Origin of the sequence: Pedobacter cryoconitis (assembly GCF_001590605.1) — a bacterium.
Taxonomy (GTDB): Bacteria; Bacteroidota; Bacteroidia; order Sphingobacteriales; family Sphingobacteriaceae; genus Pedobacter; species Pedobacter cryoconitis_A.
The window spans coordinates 1,921,794-1,940,444 of the sequence record NZ_CP014504.1 but is presented as its reverse complement, the minus strand read 5'-3'; the positions used below and the strand labels follow the sequence as shown (position 1 = coordinate 1,940,444).

The following is an 18,651-nucleotide window of genomic DNA, read 5'->3' as shown; positions in this document are numbered from 1 at the left end:
TTGATACATTGAAACTTAAAAGATTCATGTGTGTGCTTTCTATAACCAGTATGCTGCGTCCCGGAAAAAGGTTCGGGCAAATTCTTTTCCGGGAATTCTATCTTAATATAAATGCTGTCAGCATTTTAATATAAACGCTGTCAACAAATGCCTTCACATCCCAATGTGTTTTTACAATTTTCTTTCTGCTGGTATGAAATCCGTTAATACAGCCTCCCTGATCAATGCAGGCGGAAGTAAGCCTTGTGACAAGATGAAATCATGAAAACGAAGGGCATTGAATTTTGCACCTAAAGCATCTTCTGTATCTTTTCTTAAAGCAATCATTTTCGTAAAGCCATAAAAATAACTATTTGCTTGTCCGGGTGCTTTAATGGTATAACGCTCTACTTCTTGTTGCGCCATTGCGGATGATTGTACAACCTCTTCCATCAGTACTTTTTTTACCTCTTCTGGTGTGATTTTCCCAGTTTGTACTTCAGGATCAAGGAAAGCACGGGCAGCTCTTAATAATCTGTAATCCAAAGAAACTAACTGACCTTCAAGTGGCATGTAAGGTCTGATCATATACTCTGCATATAATCCCCATCCTTCAGCATTGGTTGAATTAAAAGCATATAAACTACGTGCTTGAGAAACTCCTTCTTCTACCATTTTGTCAAATTGTAATTCATGACCCGGACGGGCTTCATGTGCAATTAATGTCCAGGAAGCAGCTTCAAAAGTAAAATCATCATATTTATCAGTCACTTTTTCTCCAGGAGCTGGTGGCATATTTAATGGCAATACAAATACACCACGCTGACCTGTATTATTCAGGAATGGAGGTGGAATCATGTGCGGAGCGGGAGAACGCGCTGTCTCAGCAGCACTCGCCAGACGGATGATAGCAGGACGTGAAGGCAAAGTTATCAATTGCTTTTCACGGATGATAACTTCTATATCTTTCAGGTGTCTTTCATAAACAGGAATGATAGAATCTCCTAATATTTGTTCCTTTTTCAGTTGACGGATTACATCACGATAATCTGAAGAAGGCCAGTTTCTTTGTTTGGCAATCTGTTCTGCAATGGGTTTCATTTCCTGCTGAATTTCTAAAAATGCCTGATGAGCCATTTTCGCCAATTGATCTGGTGCTATATCAACTCCATACTCTTCTAACTGTAAAGCATATTCCTGATTAGTCAGCTTGAAATCTTTCCGGGCTTTAGGCATTACGTTTTTCCTTGTCCACAAGTCGTATTCCTCCACTTGTTTTTTAAGTACAGCATATGGTTTTTCCCATCCTGTAAGTTTGTGTTTCTTAAACAAGTCTGCGATACCATCAATAATACTGGCGTTACGTGATAAAGTAACTTCCATTTGCTGGCGGGAAGGATAAATCATATGCTCACCTTCCATCTGGTGTAAAACACGTGCTTTCAGAATGGAGGTTAAAGGTTGATAACCAGCTGTAAGGCCCGCGTATTTCTGTAAACGGATCACAGCAGCAGCGCGTCTTGGTTCAGGAGTCTGGTCATCCAGTAAAATTTGCAAGCCTTCATAAATAGTACTGGCTGCGTTTAGAAAGGGTATTTTTCTTTTAGTTTCAAAATCCTGATTCTTAAATCCCATGGTTAAGTGTGAAATCAGGATGTTCAGATCTTGTTTAACAGCAATGTTATTTTCTGTTTGTAAAGCAGCTTTGTATTTTGAGGCCAGTAGTTCTCCTTCTTTTCTTTCTGCCAGTTCATTGGCAAGAGTGGGCACAACGATCAGTGTATCATATGCTGACAAACCTTGGGAAGAGCCATATTCAGGAGTGTATTTTTTGTCAAGATTGACGAGTTCTTCTGTATATTTATTAGATTGAAGTATCCATGTTTTGTCAGTATGGGGTGCTTTGGTTTGTGAATTTGCTGCAAACGGGATTGCAGCAAATAAACATACACTTAATCCGTAAATTATTGTCTGTGGTTTAGTCATAGGATAACGGTAAAATGAATTTAGGCCATTATCGGAAGAAAATATCACATATAATACGATTAGCGTGAATTTAATTATTCACTAATTTCATAGCCCCTTCACTATAGCGCTCGCCACTCACCGGAAAACGTGTAATAAGTTCATCAATAGCTTTTAAATCGGCTGCTAATAAATCAACATCAACAGAAGCTGCATTTTCTTCTAAATATTTCCTTTTCTTAGTGCCAGGGATCGGTATAATATCTTCGCCCTGTGCCAATACCCATGCGAGTGCAAGCTGTGCCGGTGTGCAGTTTTTATCCTGCGCTATTGCAGCAAATCCACTAATCAATTTTGCGTTATTATCCAGGTTTCCCTGCTGATAACGTGGTAATGATTTTCGGAAATCATTGTCTGCCAATGAATTTATGTCCAATGTATTGGTCACCAGGCCCCGTGCTAATGGCGAATAAGGGATCAGAGAAATGCCAAGTTCCCGTACTGTACCTAATATCTCAGCTTCAACATCCCTGGTTAGCAAAGAATATTCACTTTGTAAAGCAGCAATAGGGTGTACTGCATGTGCTTTTCGGATAGAGGCCGGAGAAGCCTCACTTAACCCGAGGTAGCGTACTTTCCCTTCTTTTACCAGTTCGGCCATTGCACCTACAGTTTCCTCGATAGGGATATTGGGGTCAACACGATGTACATAATATAAGTCTATAGTATCGATTTTTAATCTTTTCAGACTTTTTTCTACTGCAATTTTCATCCATGCTGGTGAGCCATCAAAATAAGTTCCGTTTGTATTGCCCGGGCTACTAACATCGTCCTGAAAGCGGAATCCAAATTTGGTTGCAATAAATATCTTTTCTCTGTTAGTTGTTAATACTTTGGAGATCAGCTCTTCATTTATTCCATTACCATAAACATCCGCAGTATCCCAGAAATTTACCCCAAGATCAAGAGCTTTATGTAAAGTTGCAATGCTTTCAGTATCATCAACAGGTCCGTATGCAAAACTCATTCCCATACAGCCAAGTCCTACAGCCGATAGCTTTTCTTTAGTTGTTCCTAGATTTCTATATTTCATAATGATCAGATTTGATAGTCCAAAGTTAGCACACACATAGGGGGATGAGTTATACTATTCAAATAGATGATTATAATAATCAAACTGTGTTCTTATTTTGATCAAACCATGTTCTTATTTTAATCAGATTATGGTTTTATTTTGATCAGACTGTTGTATGCCTGACCTCAATTGGAGAAACGCCAGCGTTTTTTTTGAAAAAATTAGTAAAGTAAGCTGGATATTCGAATCCAAGGCCATAGGCAATTTCCGAAATATTCCAGTCTGTATGCTGGAGCAAAGCTCTGGCTTCTCTGGTTATTCTTGCAGCAATATGATCGGTTGTTGTTTTTCCTGTATGTTCTTTTACAGAGCGGTTCAAATGGTTCACATGAATTGAAAGGCTTCTGGCATAATCATTTGCAGTCTTTAATTTTAGGCATAAATGATGCGTATCTATAGGAAACTGCCTTTCCAGAAGTTCCAGAAACAGCGAAGTAATTCTTGAAGATGCATTCACGTGTTTCTCGAAATTCTCTGTTGGATTCATTTTCATGGCTTCATGAATGATCAGATGCAGATAATTTCGCAATAAACCATACCTATGCAAATAATCTGAAGTAATTTCCTTTGTCATCTTTATAAACAACTCTGATATTTCTTTTTGCTGAATTTCATCAATGAAAAACACAGGATTACTGCCAATACTAAACAAAGGAGAATCTTGTAAAGACTCTTTATATTCTCCGGTTTGTATAAAGGCTTCCGTAAAGAGGCAGAACCAACCTTCTTGTAAGGCTGATTCTGCTTCCCATGAATAAGGAATTATAGGATTGGAGAATAACAGGGCTGGCCTGTCTATATAAATCCATTTATCAGCATAATGTATTTTACCTGTACCAATAATTAAAGATACTTTATAAAAATCCCTTCTGCTGTAAGGAGTAACTGGCGAACAATTTGCCCTGGAAAACACGTTAAAGTGACCAGATCCTGCATTGTCCAAAGTTAACCCCAATGGATTTGCCAAGGGTACACGTGTATAAAATTCCTGAACACTCTCAATTGACTTCATTACGTAATTTATAAAAATCAAACGGGAATATTCATATTTATACTAAAATATTCAACTAATTTTATTCCTGATTGGTTAATAAACTAAATTTATTGATCTTTTGCTTTTGAAGGATGTCTACAATTTTCTTGATAGCCGGATACTCTTCCGCGGCATCTCCTTTGATGCTGACCCGCATGGAGGTGGCATGCAATTCTGCGACTGCTTTTCTGGAATGGAGTACCCAGTCTGCCAATTGATTGTTTGCTGAATCAGCAGGAATTCCCGTTTCCAATCCCGATGCCTTTCTTTTGGCAGCGTCCATGCTGATAAACTTTTTTAAGCTTTGAACAGGGACGCCAAAAGAACTGATCACACTAAATCTCTTTTTCTCTTCCGGACTAAAGTCAATCCGATATTGTGCGCCCATTTTTTCTAACATGGAAATTCTTACCTCTTGTCCTGCAGCCTCAAAGAATACTTTTCCTTTACCAATGGTCAGAATAGCAATATCAATTTCCGGAACTTTTAATTTATAAGTAGAGGAAGGGATTTTTACATCCAGGGGATCTGGCTGTTTAGCAACTGCAGTTAAAATGAAAAAGGTAAGTAGTAAAAAGGAGACATCGGTCATAGCAGTCATGTCGACTGTTAAAGCGCTGCGCTTAACTTTAATTCTAGGCATAATTCAATTAAAATAAGTGTTCTGTAATTCGAAAAGGATGGTAGATTATTTTTGTTTTTCACCTAATTGATAAACTTTCGCTATCCAGTTTGCTCTTTGTTTTTCTGCTGCGGTCTTTACAATTCCGATATAGGTTACCGAAACAGGTTTAATCCCGCAAAATTCTAAAGTGCTTTTCTTTAACTGATTTACGCTGGGATTTCCGTAAAATATCCAGTAATACCAGGCTGGCTGATCTAAGGTTGTAATAATCCTGGCAGTTTTGCCAGTTAATAATTTATCCCACCAAACGGAGTTCTCCCGGTATTTGTAAGCAATACCTGGCAGAAATAAACGGTCAATAAAACCTTTCATCATTGCTGGCAGACCTCCCCACCAAACAGGGTGGATCCAAACCAGGTGATCCGCTTTTTTAATCTTTTCCAGACTGGCGAGCAGATCAGGTTCTAATACTATCCTTTTTGTATAACCATATTGCAGGTTAGGGTTAAAATTCAATTCACCGATATGAATCACCTCTACCTGTGCACCAGATTGGATTGCGCCTTGTTGATAAGCATTTGTCAATGCGTAATTGAGACTTTCTTTATTCGGATGCCCGTTGATGATCAGAATATTCTTATTCATTTTGTCCTGTGTTTTTAAAATCAGGACAAAGGTATCAGGCGGTTTATGCTAACTACTGGACATTTGTCTAAAAAACGATTTCCTTTCTTAAACGGCTCAGGTGTCTTGGGGTAATCCCAAGGTAGGAAGCGAGGTATTGTAATGGAATTTGCTGAACATAGGTTGGCTGATTTTCAAGAAGATCCATATATCTCTTCTTAGCTTTCTCTTTTTGAAAAAGAAATAAGCGTTTTTCCAGTTCTATATATTGTTGTTCTGCAATTATTTTAAAGAATGTGATCCAGTTTATGCTGGACTTAGCTAACTGATCAATGTCTGTCTTTTGTATCACTAATAATTCACAGGGGGCCATGGCTTGTATATTTTCCAAAGTAGGGAGTGAAGTGATGAATGAAGAATATGCGGTCATTAGTGTATTAGGGAAGGTAATACAGTAAGTAATTTCTTCTCCTGATTCCGGAGTGAAAAAAGAGCGTAATATTCCACTTTTAATGAAGGCGACTTCTTTACATGACTTTCCTTCACTGATAAAGAAATCTCCTTTCTGAAGATGTTTTATTATGCCAAGGTGCTGGAAATCATGGATGTCAGCATTTGTTAGTATACCGAAGCTTTTTAAAAAGTCATTTATCATTTTGTATTGATCTGTTTTTCCTGTTGATAAATGCCGAAAGTAACAATATTTTATGGGTAAAATAAATACAGTAATTACAACCAATTATTACACCTAATGTGTCAGGTGAAATCCTTAGAAGACAGGATTTAGAACTGAGTGATTTTCAGCTCTCCATGACCAATAAGTGCACACGAAAATGAATTATTTTTAAGGATGATTACATTACAGACATCATTACCATTAATCTTTCTAAGAACTGTTTTAGGCTGGCATGACTTGTTAAAATTTGATTTTGGACGGTTTTCTGACTGAGTCCTAACTTTTCGCTAATCTCCCTGGTTGTCATTTCTTCCATGAATTTCATTCTGAATATTTCTCCACGTTTTTCAGGTTGCATCGCTAGCCAAACGGCTATATAATTTCTGATTTCTTTTTCGTTGAGTAAAGAATCAGCTTCTGAACAGGAGTGTACCATGTCATCTAAAGGTTCTTCAAACTGAGGCAGGGTCTGGCCTTTTTTATACAATATGAAAACCTGGTAGCGAACAGCCGTAATCAAATAGGCATAGATATTTACAATGTTTTTTCTTTCTTTCTTGGACCACAGGTCTACAAAAACGGATTGAACAAGTTCTTCGACCTGCTCTATACTTCTTAATCTTTTGTAGCTCTCATTATAGAGTTTATTCCAGTATCTTTCATAAATCTCATCGAAAGCAGCCTTATCCCCTGCAGTCATTGATGCGACTAATTGAGCATCATTCCAAGAGTTGTAAGTGACATGTTTTAGTAGCATTAATTTAGCTTGGTTTAGTTGTAAGTGTATGAATCAAAGTTAAATACTTCACCTAATTATGTGAAATAATTTGGAGAATAATTGCATTTCTTTTTTGCTAAAAGCATTTAAATTTTTCAGGTGGTAACTTGGTAGACGTGTTTTTTTTTATAAAAAGCGATAAGTATTCCTGTGAGCTATAAAAATATTCCGGCTGGCTATGAAATCTGGAGTTTAATCTTGGTTTAGATTAGGAGAAAATAGGAGCTTTTGACTTTTATCTTCTTAAATCACTGTTATATATTATCAATTAATGTAATTTTTTTATTAAAAATATTTCTTAGAATAAGATGGTTTGAAAAATATCGATAAGCGGATCTGCAAATAAATGAGGAGGAGCAGATTTAATTTTTGATTGAATTGTACAAAACAGTTATTTCTATCTTTTTTTATTCCTGTAAGTTTTGATAATCAAACTATATTTTCATTGAAAATTTTAAGTTAAGAAGATTGAAATCAGATTTCATTAACACATGATGCATAATTTACTATATACTTGTAAACTCTAATTTAACATTCCACGCTATCAGTGGAAAAGGTGGTAACATGGCTATAACCGCCTGTTAACTCTTGTTTTCTGAAATAATTTAATCAGGCGAAATCTCAGTGAAAAATCGATTTTTCATTTGATAGGAAATAAATTTTCTCAAAAAAATTTTAAAACAGGCTTTTAATGTGTTTTAAATCGATATTTCAAACTCTTTAAAATATATTTTTAATTAAATTCTATTTTAAAGACATAAATTTCTTGATTCAAATAGTTTTTGCTTAAATTAGATTTATACAAGACAAAAGACCATTAGATTTTGGGTAAGTCATAAGGACAAATGCCTTACCTCAAAAATATAATCATGCGAGAAACTGAATCATTAACACTAGTAGCAAATAAACAAGCAAGTATACGTAGCCTGTATGATAAGCACGCAAGTATGTTATTAGGCTATATTTTTGAAATTGTAAAGAACCAAAAACTGGCTGAGGAATATCTGGTGAAAGTATTTTGTGATATTGCCCAACACTTTAATGAAATAGACTGGGATGAAACTAATAATTGGTGTCAGCTAAAAAGGTTTGCCCAGAATAAGTTAAACCAGTTAACAGATTCCGGTAGAATGGCCAGTGATCTTAAAGATATGGGGTTACAGGTTTCGGGAAGTCATGAATCTCACACCAGATTTCCTGATTATTTTACTGAAGAACAACATCATATTTTTTATAGTGTTTATTATTACGGAAAATCGGTTGAAACGATTTCAAAAGAATTAAATAAAGAAGAGGAATCAATCAGGAAGACTTTAAAAGAGGCTTTCGCTATAATGAGGAAAAGTTGTGAAAATTAACGAATACATCGAAAGCGGAATACTTGAAGCGTATGTATTAGGTTCCACTTCAGAAGCGGAAACCCGGGAATTGCTATTCCTGAAAGCAAAGTATCCGCAAATTCAGGAAGCCTTGCAGTATCTGGAAATGGATATGGAACGCGTGGCTCAGAAAATGTCTATTCCTCCTCCTCCGGATCTCTGGTTAAAAATTGAGAGTCATCTTAATGAATTGGCGGAGGTACCTGATTTTGACACTACTCCAGTCAGAAGACCACCAAACCGCAAAGGAGGGGACCACCGTAAAAGTAGACAATTTATTGAAGTAGATGCTTCTTCAAGCCATATGCGGGTGCACAAAATATGGAGATGGCTATTCATTGGGGTTTTTATTCTTGGGAAAATATTCCTTGGTTTCGCAATTTACTTTTATCTGGAAAACCGTCAGCTCAAACAAGAAATAATCAAGCTGAAATCGCAATTGGAAAAATACGAAAACGCTAAACAGAATCAACAACTCTAATCGCTATCCTTTAAACTAAGCAGGGCTGTTAACAATTCGAAAGTGATATTTGTTGTTTTTTTATACCCATAAGAAAGCTCAAATGAATTGCATGTTCAGGCTTAAGATGAGGATTACCTTTGGAATAGGTATACAAATCAGTAAAATATGTAAATGGATTTAATCTCCTTTTGCTGTTGTGATCGCTGATCTAACTTGAACGGAATCGATTGCCATGATTAAACTTACTGCACCATAGATTACAGCTACGTGCTTTTCGTCTATTACCTGACCATTTATCTGGCCAGTTGCTTGCGCCTCAACCGAAAGGATTCTTAAAAAACAAAGGAGCAACAGCGTAATTATTTTCTTCATGATGCGCGTTAATCAATTTAAAATAGCTTTTACATTTCTAAACTATGCGATTTCGCTTGAAAGAAAATTTATTTAACACTGTTTAACAAAAGTTAACAGAATTTAACAGGATGAAACATCATATTTGAATTTTAAGTGTAATTTGATCCTGAATGAATAAATTAATTATAATTATAGCTGTTGTTTCTTTAAGTGTAAAAACAATTTATGCGCAAAACTTACAAGAAGCCGGAGGTATTGTGGTCGATGAGCATCAGAAAACCTTGCCTTATGTTAGCCTGAAGATCGGTAAACAGATAGCCGCAATGACCAACGCTGATGGTGAATTTTTATTAAAGTATTCAGATGCAAAGCACAAGGATTCATTGATCATCTCTTATATAGGTTATAAAAACCTAAAATTCTCTTTATCAGAATTGCATAAAGACATGAAAATACAATTAATCCCATCAGTTGTAAATTTAAAAGAAATAACGATCAGGCCAGTTAGTGCTGAATCTATTATCCGCCAGGCTATAAAAAACATTCCTGAAAATTACGATACCCGGCCATTTGAAATGAAAGGATTTTACAGAGAGATAGGGAAAGTTGATACCAGCTATCTTTCTTTTGCAGAGGCTTCTTTGAATATTTTGAGCCAGGGCTATAAAGAAAATAGTGGAAAAGATAAGATTGTGATCAATAAAGAACGTAATCTTAAAAAATTGGGGGAGAGGGAAGTTAATAATCCATTAAACATGACAATAGATGGCGCACCTTATTCGATTATAGCCAATGATATGGCTAAGAATCCGGTACGTATTTTAGGCAAGAATTATTTTAAGAAATATAAATTTGAAATAGCTGGTTCAGTAATGAATAATGGAGAAGAAGCCTATTTGATTACGTTTGATCAACAGGATAAACTTAAAGAAGCTTTATATAAAGGCAAGATGGTCATCTTGAAAAGCAGTTATGCTATAGTATCTACCGATTTTGCTTTAAGTCCTAAAGGTATTACCTATGCAAAACCGGATATTTCATTTATTACGCGGCCTGTCTATAGTTTACTGGGCTATAATTTCCGAAAACTTAATGAAGAATTCAGTGAGCGGTATGTCAAAATTAATGATAAATGGTATCCTTACTTCTATAAAATTTCTGCTGTACACCATTTGAAGGCTAAGTACAAACATCTGGAAGGTACGCTGGCTGTAAATGCCGAACTATTTATTTCAAAGATCAACATACCGGCTCAGGGCAATTATGACAAGATCATGCCCGGAAATTATGTTTTTAAAAATTATGTTACTACTTATAAAGATGACTATTGGGGAGATTACAATTTTATTAAACCAACGAATTCCCTTAAAGAACTCGCAGAAAAACTCCAAACCAATTGAGTTTATTCCTCTTCAGTCAAAATAACTGGCTATATATAAAAAGAGCTACTTGTCATTCAACAAGCAGCTCTTTAATCAATTGAAACCTTTATACTTAAGGAGTACCAGCAGCAGTAGCAGTGCCAGCGGGTAATTTTAAACCATCTATGCCGGTTACAACTTCCTCTTCTTCATGTTTTCCTTTTTTCTTTTTCTTATGGCCACCACGCAGCACTTCTTCTAAATATTGATCATACTGAGTCTGCTGTTCACCTTTTAAAATGTTTCTTACATTTTTGGTAGTCTCATTCTGCATCCTGTAAAACTTAGAAATATCATCTTCATTGTACATTCCCGTTTGTTGTTTTTTAGTCAGGTTAGCCTGCGCTTTGAACAAATCAAGCATATAATTGTAAATTATATTTTTTTGAGTTGGGTTCATTTTAATTTTTTTATCCATGGCCTCTATACTTTTAGTGGTCATTTCGGATGGAGTAGGTGGTGCTTTCTGCGCTTTAGCACAAAAAATCATTCCCATAACCAGACCAAGAGTCAAAATATATGTTTTCATTGTTTTATAGTTTTGTTTTTTAATGGTAATGAAGCTATCCTATGCTACCCGATTTTGTTCAATCTATTCGTATTCTGCTGCACATAATGGTTTCATCGTTCTTGCTTTATTAATCGATGCAATTTATAAAATATTTAGGGAGGAATGCAATCCGATCTTATAAGCTATTAATTTTTTAGCTGATAATAATATAAACCTGAGCAGTGTATTAGATTATTAGCAATAAAATAATAAATTTATGAAGAAACAAGTAATGTTTCACAAATAACCTCTTTCGAAGATGGCAATAACACAGCACAGAAATTTTGCGTGTTCTTGTCCGTTTTTAGTTCCCCAAATTAAATTATCAAATGAGATTAAAAAAATGTTTACTAATTGCATTCCTCCTTCCTTTCGTAGCTGTGGCACAAAAAGGGGCCACTACTTACCCTGTCAAAGATCTTCACGTCAAGTGGACCTTTAAAGAACATCAGAATAGGAACAAACAATCACTTTCCTTGCTGACCTTTATCAACAAAGCAGCACAGCCTTTTCCAGCGGCCAACTGGAGCCTTTATTTTAATTCTATGAAAGAAATAGAGGTAAAAACTTCTGATCAGCTGATTATTGAACAAGTTAATGGTGATCTTTTCCGTATCCGGCCAGGTAAATCCTTTAAAGCCATTAATAAAGGTGACTCTGTAATTCTTGATATGGTGGCCCTTGATGAAATTGTCAATTTTGCTGATGCACCAGGCGGTTTATACCTGGTATGGGATAATCAACCGGATAAAGGCTTAAAGATTGAGCATTATGACGTAGAACCCGTTGAAAAGTATCTCAAGAATGTCGTTTCTCCGTTAGACACTTATAACAGGAACAGCAAATTTATACCAAAAGATAAAAAAACTCTAATCAAGCTTCTTCCAACACCGGTATTTTATGAGGCGCGTCCGGGGAACTTTTCTGTAAATGCAGTAACCTCAATCAACAGCGATCCAGCATTTCGAAACGAAGCTGAATACCTGTCAAATGAGTTGTTTAACTTGTTTAAGATTAAACTTGTAGTTAGTACTGGCGCGTCAAAAGAGAAAAGCATTCAACTGGTTAAAAACAATTTACCTGAAGATGAATATCAGCTGGAAATTACGGCGCAGTCGATCACCCTATCAGCAAGTAATGCAACTGGTATCTTTTACGGTTTACAATCATTAAAATCTTTGCTTTTAGCTAACAGCCCGGTTAAAGGTGCAAAAACTGTGCTGGTAAGCAATGTATCTATTAAAGATGCACCCCGTTTCAAATACAGAGGCTTGATGCTTGATGTGGCACGTAACTTTCATCCAAAGGAAGAAGTATTGCGTATCCTTGATTTAATGGCGCTGTATAAATTGGATGTATTTCATTTTCACATCACTGACGATGAAGCGTGGAGAATTGAAATTCCCGGGCTTCCGGAATTAACAGCAATAGGAGCGAAAAGAGGACATTCACTCACAAACGAAAATGCTCTTCAGCCAGCTTACAGCTCTGGCCCGGATACTACAGAAGTATTGAATAAAGCATTTTACACTAAAGCTGATTTCGTTGAGATCTTAAAATATGCTGCACAAAGACACATAGAAGTGATTCCTGAAATAGAATCTCCTGGTCATGCCAGGGCTGCGATCAAATCAATGGATACACGCTACAGCAGATTCATGGCTAAAGGAATGCGCGCTGAAGCTGAACAATATCTTTTACGTGATATCAATGATAAGTCTGTGTACAGCTCCGCCCAGTATTGGAATGACAATATTGTCTGTGTTGCGTTACCTTCAGTTTATACTTTCTTGAATAAAGTTACTGAATCGCTACAGGATATATATCGCCAGGCACATGTTCCTCTAAAAACAATCCATTTTGGTGGAGATGAAGTTCCTCAGGGTGTCTGGGAAAAATCACCATTATGTCTTGAATTGGTGAAACAGGCGAAAATGAAATCTACAGATGACTTATGGAGCTACTATGTTTCAAAATTACAAAGTATGCTTAAACCAAAAGGAATTGTGCTTTCTGGCTGGGAAGAGTTTGGGATGATGAAGACTTATTTAGATGGGCACAAACTGATGGTTCCAAATCCTTTATTTGCCAATGATCCTGTACAGCTTGATGTGTGGAATAACGTGATTGGTGGCGGTACAGAAGATTTGCCTTATCGCCTGGCAAATGGTAGCTATAAAGTTGTACTTACCTGTTCCAGCAATTTCTATTTGGATATGGCTTATAACCGGTCATTAACTGAGCCGGGTCATTACTGGGCTGGTTTTGTGAACATGGAAAAGCTCTTTTCTTTTATACCTTATGACTATTACAAAAATGCAAAAGAAAATAATAAAGGTGAACCGGTTTCCAGATCTGTATTTGTTGGAAAAGATCGTTTAACTGATTTTGGTAAGTCAAATATTCTGGGTTTAAAAGCTGCCTTATGGACAGAAAAGATTAGCAATACAGAATTGCTTGAATTTATGCTGTTACCAAGATTGGTTGGTTTTGCAGAAAGAGCATGGGCAGCAGATCCGGCATGGGCTTTAGAAAAGGATTCTGTTAAATCTGAGGCTGCTTATGAGGATAGTTATACAGACTTCAAAACCAGAGTTGGTTTAATTGAATTCCCGAAATTGGATCAAGGTGGCTGGAATTACCGTATTCCGCCAGTAGGCGTAAAGGTCACTAACGGAGAGATAGCTGGTAATACAGAATTCCCTGGTTTTAACATTTACTACACAACAAATGGGAAAGAACCTGCTGTTAAAGATAAATTATACACTAGTCCAATAAAGGAAAAAGGGGTGGTTAAACTCAGAGCTTTTAATGCTAAAGGAAGAGGTGGAAATACGACTACCGTTCAAAATTAAGCATATCTTTTTCAGAAGCGCCGTATGATCAAATGATGATACGGCGCTTTTTTATACAATTATTGTAAATTTTAGCTAATTCCAGAACTTATGATCTGAAAATACGTTTTTCTATAAAATTGATATACCCAATGGAAAAATTAGTAAAGACACAATTAGCCTACTTTAATACCAATACCACAAAAGCTGTTAGCTTTAGAATCGAACAATTAAACAAACTCTATCAATTGCTGGTTAGCAATGAGGCCTTATTAGAAGAGGCTATATATAAAGACTACGGTAAGTCAACTTTTGAAACTTTTCAAACCGAATTTGCCACAGTTTACGAAGAAATCAAAATTGCAATCAGAGATCTTGAACAATGGTCAGCAATCAAACCGGTAGCTACTGATGCCAGGAATGCACCTGCTAAAAGTTACCAGATTCCAGAGCCTTTGGGCGTGAGCCTGGTCATTGGCCCATGGAATTATCCTTACCAACTTTCTTTAGCACCTGCTGTGGCTGCAATTGCTGCGGGGTGTACGGTTATATTGAAGCCAAGTGAGTTGACTGCAAATTGCAGTGCGGTTATGGCTAAAATCATTAACGAGAATTTTGAAGAACAATATTTCCATGTGGTAGAAGGTGGTATTGCTGAAACAACTGCTTTACTTGATCAGAAATTCGACATTATATTTTTCACCGGAAGTGTTCCTGTTGGGAAGATTGTTTACCAGGCAGCGGCAAAGAACCTGACTCCGGTTGTCCTTGAACTCGGTGGTAAAAGCCCCGTGATTATCATGCCGGACAGCGATCTTGAGGTTACCGTTAAAAGATTGGTGTGGGCAAAATATTTGAACTCAGGACAGACTTGTATCGCACCTGATTATGTATATGTACACCAAAGTATTGAGCAAGAGTTCTTAGAAAAAGTTGCGAAAGAGATAGAAAAATCTGATTATAAATTGGAGAATGGCAACTTCGTGAAAATCATTAATGAGCGTAATGCGGAACGTGTATCAGGATTAATTAACCCGGATAAGGTTTATGTTGGTGGTAATTTTAATGTGGCAGAGCGTTTTATTGAACCTACCGTTTTGCATGGGGTGAACTGGGAAGATAAGGTGATGAAAGACGAAATTTTCGGTCCAATCATGGCTGTTTTGACCTTTGATGATTTGGATACCGTGATCAAAGAAATTAAAGACAGACCGAAACCTTTGGCATTATACGTATTTACGAAAGATGAAAATATTCAGAAAAAGGTTATGGGAGAAATCTCTTTTGGTGGAGGATGTATCAACGATGCTATCATGCACATCTCGAATGGAAATCTTCCTTTCGGGGGTGTAGGCTCGAGTGGTTTAGGCAATTATCATGGAGAAGCGGGTTTTAGGGCCTTTTCACATTATAAAGGGATACTTGAAAAAGAATTCACGCAAGATTCGGATATCAAATATTCTCCACATACTGAAGAGAAACTGCAAAAAATGAAAGCAGCAGCTAAATAATAAGAGAATTTATATCGTATATTTAAAAGTGGCGATGAATGTATTCACATTCATCGCCACTTTTATAGTAATAGCCTAAAAATTAGTTTAACAGATGAACAGACCCAGTTTTAAAATAGCACTCCTTTTATTTTCAGCTATAGTATATAGTCAGGTAACCAAAGCACAGATTTCTGCCGGAAAAATAGATTCTCTTGTGGAAAATTCCATGAAGAAGTTTAATGTAACGGGTGTATCGATTGGAATTGTAAAGGATGGTCAGATTGTATATACAAAAGGTTACGGTGTTAAATCCATGCTAACCAAAGAAAAAGTAGATGAAAATACCCAGTTTGCTATTGCCTCTAATACGAAAGCTTTTACCACAGCGGCGCTTTCAATTTTAGTAGAGGAGAGAAAATTGTATTGGGAAACTAAAGTTAAAGACATACTGCCAGAATTTAAAATGTACAATGATTATGTAACAGAAAATTTCACTATTCAGGATTTACTGACGCACCGTAGCGGTTTAGGTCTTGGCGCCGGAGATTTGATGTTCTTTCCAAGCGGATCTGACTTTACCATAAAGGATGTATTGTCAGGTTTTCAATATTTCAAACCTGTTTCTGATTTCAGAACGAGGTTTGATTACGATAATCTCTTATATTATGTAGCAGGAGAGGTTATTGCAAAACTTAGCGGGATGAGTTGGGAAGATTTTGTTCAAAGCCGCATTATTAAACCGTTGGGTATGGAGCATAGTTATGCTTCTTTAGCATTGATGAGGGATAAGAGTAAGCTGGCAATGCCGCATGCGGATACTTTTGGCAAGCTCAAGCAAATAGAGAATTTTGGGGATCAGATTAATGGAGCTCCGGGTGGTATTTATTCGACTTCAGCTGATTTGTGTAAATGGATGTTGATGCAGCTGAATAAGGGAAAGTATGGAGCTCAACTGGAGCAGCAACTTTTCTCAAAGACCAGTCAAAAGCAAATGTGGACTATCCACAACGTGACGGGTTTCAATGAAGATCCGCGTTATCATACTCATTTTGGGGGTTATGGCCTAGGGTGGTTCTTAGATGATATGAAGGGGAACTTCCATGTTTCTCATACCGGGGGATTACCAGGAATGCTTTCATCGGTCAGTTTATTTCCGGATCTTAATTTGGGTATAGTTGTATTAACGAATTCAGACGGGGGAAGTAATTTATTCTCAGCGGTGAGTAAAACGATAGAGGATAGCTATATGGGATTGGACGATAACCACTGGATAGATATAGTTTATGATCAGATAGAAAATGATAAGATGCACGAAGATGGAGTGACCAAAGATGTTTGGGCGCAAGTTGCTGCTTCCAGTAAGAAAAAGATAGATCCGGCAGGTTATATAGGGATTTATACAGATAAATGGTTTGGTAAAGTAGAAATTTCCCTAAAAGGCAAACAGTTATGGTTTAAATCTTATCGTTCTCCGAAGTTATCTGGCCCGATGTCTTTTTATAACGCTAATTCTTTTGCCATTAAATGGGCTTATCCGGATCTGAATGCAGATGCTTTCGCAATCTTCAGTCTTGATGAAGAAGGGAAAGCACAAAGCATCAAAATGAGAGGGATTTCTCCAAGCATTGATTTTAGTTATGACTTTCGGGATTTAGATTTTCAAAGGTTGTAGATATACAGTTTCTATCATACGCAATGCCCTTTTGGTTTGCAGATACAATTCATGGTAATTTCTGTTCAATACGATTTCTTTTGTAATCAGTTTAGAGCCCATACCTAGTGCACATACACCGGCCTGGAACCATTCTGCCAGGTTTTCTTCTGCTATTTCTACGCCCCCCGTGGGGATAAAAAGCTGACCTCTGAATAATTCCCGGATCGAGGATATAAATGCCGGGCCCAGAATATTTGCAGGAAATAACTTAATTACAGGCGCGTTAAACTGTTGGGCGGTATAGATTTCTGTTGGGGTCATACAACCCGGTATCCAAAGTATATTGTGCTGATCGCATACCGCTGCAACTGCCGGGTTGACAATCGGAGAGACAATGAAGTCTGCTCCAATAGTAATGAAATCGGCTGCCTCTTTGGCTGATTTGATAGTGCCTATTCCTAAATATAAGCCAGGCATTTCTGTAACCTGTAAGGCTTTTAGTTGTTTGAAATTGTAGAGTGCCTGATCTCCACGGTTTGTGTATTCTACAATTCTAACACCAGCTCTATATAGGGTTCTCAAAATATCAATGCTTGTTTCCGCACTGTTTTCATAAAATAAAGGAAGTAATTTACCCGCTAAAAGGGTGTCGATAATATGTTGTTTCATAGGGATTGATTTAAATGTGCTGTGATTTGTGCCACATTCATAGCAGTAGAATCACCGGGTGTAAATAATTTATAATAGGCAGCGGCAGTTGCAAATTCTACAATTTCCTGCGCGGGGTGGTTTTGATAAAAGCCATAAATCAGGCCTGCCATGTAGCAGTCTCCACTACCGACCTTATTGATGACTTTTTCGGCATTATATTCCTTTGAACTGTACAGCTGATTTTTGGTATATAGCGTGGTATAGTACTGAATTCCTTCACCATGGTCAAACCTGAAAGTATTGGCAACAGCTTCACATGCGGGGAAATCTTGTTGTATAGCCAGTGAAGTTTTCTCTGCCTGTTGTATACAGAAATCTTTATGTTTCAGCATAAAATCATCAGCTTTTGGTATGCCCAGCATTAATTCAGCTGCCCAGATATTGCCCATAATCAAGCGGCAATAAACAGCAAGATTTTTCATAATCTCTACAGGAGCTTTCCCGTATTTCCAAAGTTTTTGGCGGTAATTCAAGTCAAGGGAAACACTGATACCCATTTTTTCTGCCACGAGCAGTGCTTCTTTACAGACTTCCGCGATTTCTTTATTAATGGCTGGACAGATTGCCGAGAAATGAAACCAGCCAATTCCTTCAAAAATCTGTTCCCAGTCTATCGCATGTTTTTTAAGCCCGGAAAAAGAGGAATGTTGACGGTCATAAATGACTTCCGCATTTTTCATATCGGTACCCATCGCAAGATAATAAAGTCCGATCCGGTCACCCTCATCAAGAAAACGAGTCGTATCTATTCGTTTTTCCTCCAGATAAGTCTTGATTTGTTTGCTCATTTCATTATCAGGGAGTGCCGTTAAATAGGCTGAAGGAATATCCCATAAAGCAAGCGCAGTGGCTACATTAAGTTCTGCACCTCCTATATAAGCAGGGATCAGATTTGAATTGAGCCACTTGCCTGCAGGGTCGGGGCAGATTCTTAATAGTAATTCTCCAAAACACAGGACTTTTTTTAACATGGTTAG

The 18,651-nt window shown here is 37.0% G+C and carries 18 protein-coding genes; 6 read left to right on the top strand and 12 right to left on the bottom strand.

Translation table 11 applies throughout. The features are described from left to right. Positions 1–171 precede the first annotated feature (171 nt). The 7 genes from AY601_RS08260 to AY601_RS08230 form a co-directional block, all read right to left on the bottom strand. Positions 172–1,965, bottom strand: coding sequence for a DUF885 domain-containing protein (locus AY601_RS08260; protein ID WP_068399088.1), 1,794 nt, complete (start codon positions 1,963–1,965; stop codon positions 172–174). Between the two features lie 70 nt (positions 1,966–2,035). Further along, a complete protein-coding gene (locus AY601_RS08255) occupies positions 2,036–3,037 on the bottom strand; it encodes an aldo/keto reductase (RefSeq protein WP_068399085.1) in 1,002 nt (333 codons plus the stop codon). Between the two features lie 145 nt (positions 3,038–3,182). Beyond that, positions 3,183–4,091, bottom strand: coding sequence for a helix-turn-helix domain-containing protein (locus AY601_RS08250; protein WP_068399078.1), 909 nt, complete (start codon positions 4,089–4,091; stop codon positions 3,183–3,185). A gap of 61 nt (positions 4,092–4,152) precedes the next feature. Further along, positions 4,153–4,755, bottom strand: coding sequence for an ExbD/TolR family protein (locus tag AY601_RS08245; protein WP_068399076.1), 603 nt, complete (start codon positions 4,753–4,755; stop codon positions 4,153–4,155). A gap of 45 nt (positions 4,756–4,800) precedes the next feature. Next, complete coding sequence (locus tag AY601_RS08240) at positions 4,801–5,382, bottom strand: NAD(P)H-dependent oxidoreductase (protein WP_068399073.1); 582 nt, start codon at positions 5,380–5,382, stop codon at positions 4,801–4,803. Positions 5,383–5,449: 67 nt separating this feature from the next. Next, positions 5,450–6,016 (bottom strand): Crp/Fnr family transcriptional regulator, encoded by a 567-nt coding sequence (locus AY601_RS08235; RefSeq protein WP_068399069.1) that lies wholly within the window; start codon positions 6,014–6,016, stop codon positions 5,450–5,452. A 199-nt stretch (positions 6,017–6,215) separates the two neighbouring features. Continuing rightward, entirely contained in the window at positions 6,216–6,794 is a 579-nt protein-coding gene (locus tag AY601_RS08230; RefSeq protein WP_084359163.1) for an RNA polymerase sigma factor, read from the bottom strand. An 866-nt stretch (positions 6,795–7,660) separates the two neighbouring features. Between AY601_RS08230 and AY601_RS08225 the strand changes: the two genes are divergently transcribed. Together AY601_RS08225 and AY601_RS08220 are read left to right on the top strand one after the other, a co-directional pair. Beyond that, positions 7,661–8,173, top strand: a complete 513-nt coding sequence (locus AY601_RS08225; RefSeq protein ID WP_068399059.1) for an RNA polymerase sigma factor — start codon at positions 7,661–7,663, stop codon at positions 8,171–8,173. Continuing rightward, positions 8,163–8,675: a hypothetical protein gene (locus AY601_RS08220; RefSeq protein ID WP_068399056.1), complete on the top strand. Its 513-nt coding sequence runs from the start codon at positions 8,163–8,165 to the stop codon at positions 8,673–8,675. Before AY601_RS08225 ends, AY601_RS08220 begins: the two co-directional genes overlap by 11 nt. 28 nt (positions 8,676–8,703) lie before the next feature. Here AY601_RS08220 and AY601_RS26325 read toward each other — a convergent pair whose 3' ends face one another. Continuing rightward, positions 8,704–8,811: a hypothetical protein gene (locus tag AY601_RS26325; RefSeq protein ID WP_198163647.1), complete on the bottom strand. Its 108-nt coding sequence runs from the start codon at positions 8,809–8,811 to the stop codon at positions 8,704–8,706. A gap of 23 nt (positions 8,812–8,834) precedes the next feature. Beyond that, positions 8,835–9,029, bottom strand: coding sequence for a hypothetical protein (locus tag AY601_RS08215; RefSeq protein WP_068399052.1), 195 nt, complete (start codon positions 9,027–9,029; stop codon positions 8,835–8,837). Between the two features lie 152 nt (positions 9,030–9,181). Between AY601_RS08215 and AY601_RS08210 the strand changes: the two genes are divergently transcribed. Further along, on the top strand, positions 9,182–10,411 hold the full coding sequence (locus AY601_RS08210; RefSeq protein WP_068399050.1) for a carboxypeptidase-like regulatory domain-containing protein: 1,230 nt from the start codon (positions 9,182–9,184) through the stop codon (positions 10,409–10,411). Positions 10,412–10,505: 94 nt separating this feature from the next. Here the strand turns inward: AY601_RS08210 and AY601_RS08205 are convergent, their stop codons facing one another. After that, positions 10,506–10,961 carry a hypothetical protein gene (locus AY601_RS08205; RefSeq protein ID WP_068399048.1) on the bottom strand — a complete coding sequence of 152 codons (456 nt, stop codon included), beginning with the start codon at positions 10,959–10,961 and terminating at the stop codon, positions 10,506–10,508. A gap of 350 nt (positions 10,962–11,311) precedes the next feature. Between AY601_RS08205 and AY601_RS08200 the strand changes: the two genes are divergently transcribed. The 3 genes from AY601_RS08200 (at position 11,312) to AY601_RS08190 (ending at position 16,981) form a co-directional block, all read left to right on the top strand. After that, a complete protein-coding gene (locus AY601_RS08200) occupies positions 11,312–13,837 on the top strand; it encodes a family 20 glycosylhydrolase (protein ID WP_068399045.1) in 2,526 nt (841 codons plus the stop codon). 131 nt (positions 13,838–13,968) lie between these two features. After that, the gene (locus tag AY601_RS08195) at positions 13,969–15,327 is read left to right on the top strand and encodes an aldehyde dehydrogenase family protein (RefSeq protein ID WP_068399042.1); all 1,359 of its coding nucleotides are present in this window, start codon (positions 13,969–13,971) and stop codon (positions 15,325–15,327) included. A 94-nt stretch (positions 15,328–15,421) separates the two neighbouring features. Next, a complete protein-coding gene (locus AY601_RS08190; RefSeq protein WP_068399040.1) occupies positions 15,422–16,981 on the top strand; it encodes a serine hydrolase in 1,560 nt (519 codons plus the stop codon). Here AY601_RS08190 and AY601_RS08185 read toward each other — a convergent pair. Continuing rightward, a complete protein-coding gene (locus tag AY601_RS08185) occupies positions 16,961–17,632 on the bottom strand; it encodes a ketohydroxyglutarate aldolase (protein ID WP_068399038.1) in 672 nt (223 codons plus the stop codon). The two genes, AY601_RS08190 and AY601_RS08185, sit on opposite strands and share 21 nt — an antisense overlap. Continuing rightward, positions 17,629–18,645, bottom strand: a complete 1,017-nt coding sequence (locus tag AY601_RS08180) for a sugar kinase (protein ID WP_068399036.1) — start codon at positions 18,643–18,645, stop codon at positions 17,629–17,631. Before AY601_RS08180 ends, AY601_RS08185 begins: the two co-directional genes overlap by 4 nt. Positions 18,646–18,651: the final 6 nt, after the last annotated feature.